The sequence below is a fragment of the Rhizorhabdus sp. genome (assembly GCF_018006725.1).
Lineage (GTDB): Bacteria > Pseudomonadota > Alphaproteobacteria > Sphingomonadales > Sphingomonadaceae > Rhizorhabdus.
In genome coordinates this window covers 1-3,347 of record NZ_JAGMXV010000389.1, presented here as the reverse complement: position 1 = coordinate 3,347, position 3,347 = coordinate 1, and the positions used below count along the sequence as shown (strand labels likewise).

Annotated in this window: 1 protein-coding gene and 3 pseudogenes; 2 read left to right on the top strand and 2 right to left on the bottom strand. The window is 61.6% G+C overall.

Translation table 11 applies throughout. The features are described from left to right. A pseudogene (locus tag KAY22_RS26565) lies at positions 1 to 201 on the top strand (transcriptional regulator); the annotation flags it as partial. Positions 202 to 545: 344 nt separating this feature from the next. Here KAY22_RS26565 and istB read toward each other — a convergent pair. Both istB and istA read right to left on the bottom strand, forming a co-directional pair. After that, positions 546 to 1,268, bottom strand: a pseudogene (istB, locus tag KAY22_RS26560) (IS21-like element helper ATPase IstB); the annotation flags it as partial. Between the two features lie 8 nt (positions 1,269 to 1,276). Further along, positions 1,277 to 2,767: pseudogene (gene istA / locus KAY22_RS26555) on the bottom strand (IS21 family transposase); the annotation flags it as partial. Positions 2,768 to 2,874: 107 nt separating this feature from the next. On the opposite strand from istA, the gene KAY22_RS26550 reads away from it, so the two are divergent. Next, positions 2,875 to 3,347, top strand: a 473-nt coding sequence (locus tag KAY22_RS26550; RefSeq protein WP_296626073.1) for an AAA family ATPase, incomplete at its 3' end; no start/stop codon positions are given.

Sequence of the window (3,347 nt, the reverse complement as noted above, 5' to 3'; positions counted from 1 at the left end):
TTGCCGCCCTTTACGAAACATCTCGGCGTTCTGGAGCGCTCCGGCCTCATTACAAGCAAGAAAGTGGGGCGCGTTCGGATTTGCGCGATCAATCCGGAAGTCATGGCCCGGATTGAAGACTGGTTTTCCGACCGCCGCGCGCTCCTGGAAGCGCGCCTGAATGCTCTTGAATCGTATCTCGATCACGACCGGCAACATTGAGGAGTCTAGTATGTCGAACAGCCCCGAAATGATTTGCGACACAATCAGGGTGGAACGCCTTCTAAAGGCGTCGCCCGCCCGCGTGTTCGCCGCCTTGACCGACCATGAAGCTCGGCGTCGTCGGGAGCCGACGCCGGAGGGTATTACGGCAGGGCCGGTGGCAAGGTGTTCTCCGATCCTCACCGGGATCGCCAGCCAGACTGTCAATCGGCGTTCAAATTTGACCCCGTATCGGCTTCCAATTTTGACCCCCTTGAGCGGCTCGGTTTGGCGGTAGCGCTCGTCTCGTCGGAGCTGGCCGGGATTGCGGAGACGAGACGAGCGCGGGTGGCATGATCATCGTCGCGGCTCTTGAAGCGCCAGCTGTCGTTGCCGGTCTCGACGATGTCGCAGTGGTGCGTCAGGCGATCGAGAAGCGCGGTGGTCATCTTTGCGTCGCCGAACACGCTGGGCCATTCGCCAAACGCCAGATTAGTGGTGACGACGACGGATGTGCGCTCGTAGAGCCGGCTGACGAGGTGGAACAGCAACTGACCGCCGGATTGCGCGAACGGCAGGTAGCCGAGTTCGTCGAGAACGATGAAGTCCAGCCGGGTCAAATGCTCGGCGATCCGGCCCTGCCGTCCGGTCCGGGTCTCGATCTCCAGACGGTTGACGAGGTCGACCACGTTGTAGAAGCGCCCGCGCGCGCCGGATCGGATACAGCTTCGGGCAATGGCGATGGCCAGATGGGTCTTGCCGGTGCCGGTGCCGCCGATCAGGACGGCATTGCGTTGCTGAGCGATGAAGCCGCCGCCGGCGAGGTCATTGACCAGCGTCTGGTTGATAGGGGTGCCAACGAACTGGAAGTCGTCCAGATCCTTGGCGAGCGGTAGCTTGGCGATGGTGAGCTGGTACTTGATTGAGCGGGCCTGCTTCTCGTTGATCTCGGCGTTGAGCAAGTCGCCGACAATGCGCTGGGGTTCGTGCTGACGCTTGACGGCGGTCGTCATGATCTCGTCGAAGGCGGCCTTCATGCCGTAGAGCTTGAGTTCGCCCATGAGGTCGAACAGTTGAGTACGTTCCATCAGATGGTTCTCCTGAGGTTGTCGTAACGGGCACAGTCGGCGATCGGAGCGTGGCGCAACGTCAGCGCAGCCGGCGTCATGATGTTGGCGGGTGGGGCGGGCTCGCGTTGCCGGGCCAGGATATTGAGCACGACATCGGCGGAATGGACGCCCTGGGCGATCGCCTCGGCACAGGCCGCCTCGACAGCGGGCAGACCGTCGGTCAGAACCGCGTTGAGGATGTCGACCATCTGACGGTTGCCATCCTCGGCGCCGGCAAGCTTGCGCCGTATGCGCTCGATCGCGGCCGGCAGCACCCAGTTCTTGAAGGGAGCACCGTTGCGCAAAGCGCCGGGTTTGCGCGCCAACACCGGCACGTAATGCCAGGGGTCATAGGTGGTCTCGCCGCGGCCGAAGGCGCGCGGATGTTCGGCAACGACACGTCCGTCCTGGCGGATCACGATGCGGTCGGCATAGGCATGAACCTCGACCGGCCGCCCAACGGCGCTGGCCACGACCGAGTACTTGTTGTTGTCGAAGCGGACCAGGCAGGTCTTCGAGACTGATGCCGGCACCGCATGGAATCCATCGAACCGGCCCGCATAGGGAACGAGCTTTGGCCGTTCGGCTTCGAACACCTGCCAGATCGTCTGCTCGGTCAGTTCCGGATGACGGTGGGCCTTGGTGTAGGCAATGCACTTGTCCAGCAGCCAGGCATTCAACTCGTCGAGGGTTTTGAACCGCAGCCGCGGTGTGAAGAAGCGCTCGCGGACAAGCCCTACCTGGTTCTCGACCTGGCCTTTCTCCCAGCCTGACGCCGGCGTGCAGGCGACCGGGTCGACGAGGTAATGGCTGCACATCTGCATAAAGCGGCGATTGTAGAGACGGCCTTTGCCGACGAAGATCGTCTCGACTGCGGTCTTCATGTTGTCGTAGATGCCGCGACCGCAGGTGCCCTTGAACAGCGCGAACGCCCGGTCGTGGGCGTCGAACACCATCTCCTGCGTCTCGCGCGGGTAGCACCGCACAAACAGCATGCGGCTGTGGCAAAGCCGGACGTGGGCCGCCTTGACCATCACCGTCACGCCATTGAGCAGAACCACTTCGTGGCTCCAGTCGAACTGGTAGGCTTCGCCGGGCGCAAAGCTCAGCGGGACGTAGGCCGCAGCCGTCGATTGTCCACGGTCCGTACTCCATCGTCTGGCGTAACGCCGCACGGCATCGTAGCCACCGTCGTAACCGCGGCCGCGCAGCTCTTCGAAGATCCGGATCAGCGTCAGTTGCTCGCGAGCGGCCTTGGTCGCATTGGCCGCCAGCACCCTGTCGAGCTCTGCTGCCCATCGTCCCAGCTTTGGACGCGGCTGAACCGCACGCTCATACTCGAACGATGTCTCGCCCGACCTCAGCACCTTCCGCACCGTGTTCCGAGATACCTTCAGGTCCCGGGCGATCTCCTTGATCGTCTTGCCCTTGATGAAATGCTCGCGCCGTATCCGGGCAATCGTCTCCACGATCAGCATCTCCGACCACCTGCTTTGTTAAGAAGCAGGCAGCGCAACAGACCAACATTAGGGGGTCAATTTTGGACGCCGATCCCCCGGCTTAGGGGGTCAATATTGCAGGCCGAATGACACCTGGTACCGGCAAGAGCTTCTACGCGCGGGAAATTGCGATCAAGCTAACGGGTGGCGTTGAACGCCGCATCCGCGAAGTACAATTTCACCCATCCTATCAGTATGAAGACTTTGTTGAGGGGTACGTTCCGGATGGAAAGCAGGGATTCCGCCTCGCAGACAAGCACATGCTTGAGATGGCCGAGATTGCAAAGAACGAGGAAGGACCAGTTGTCCTCGTGATTGACGAGTTTAGCCGAGCTGACCCCGCCAGAGTGCTCGGAGAGACGATGACGTACATGGAGGGTTCGCTCCGCAATCGCGATTTCTATCTTCCATCAGGAAGGCGAGTTCGCATCCCGCGAAATCTCATCTTTTTGGCAACGATGAACCCCGAAGATCGATCTGTCGACGAGATCGATGCAGCCGGCTGGGACCGGACGATGGACTTGCTGCTGCGCTCGGTGGCGATGGGCGTGCGCTACGC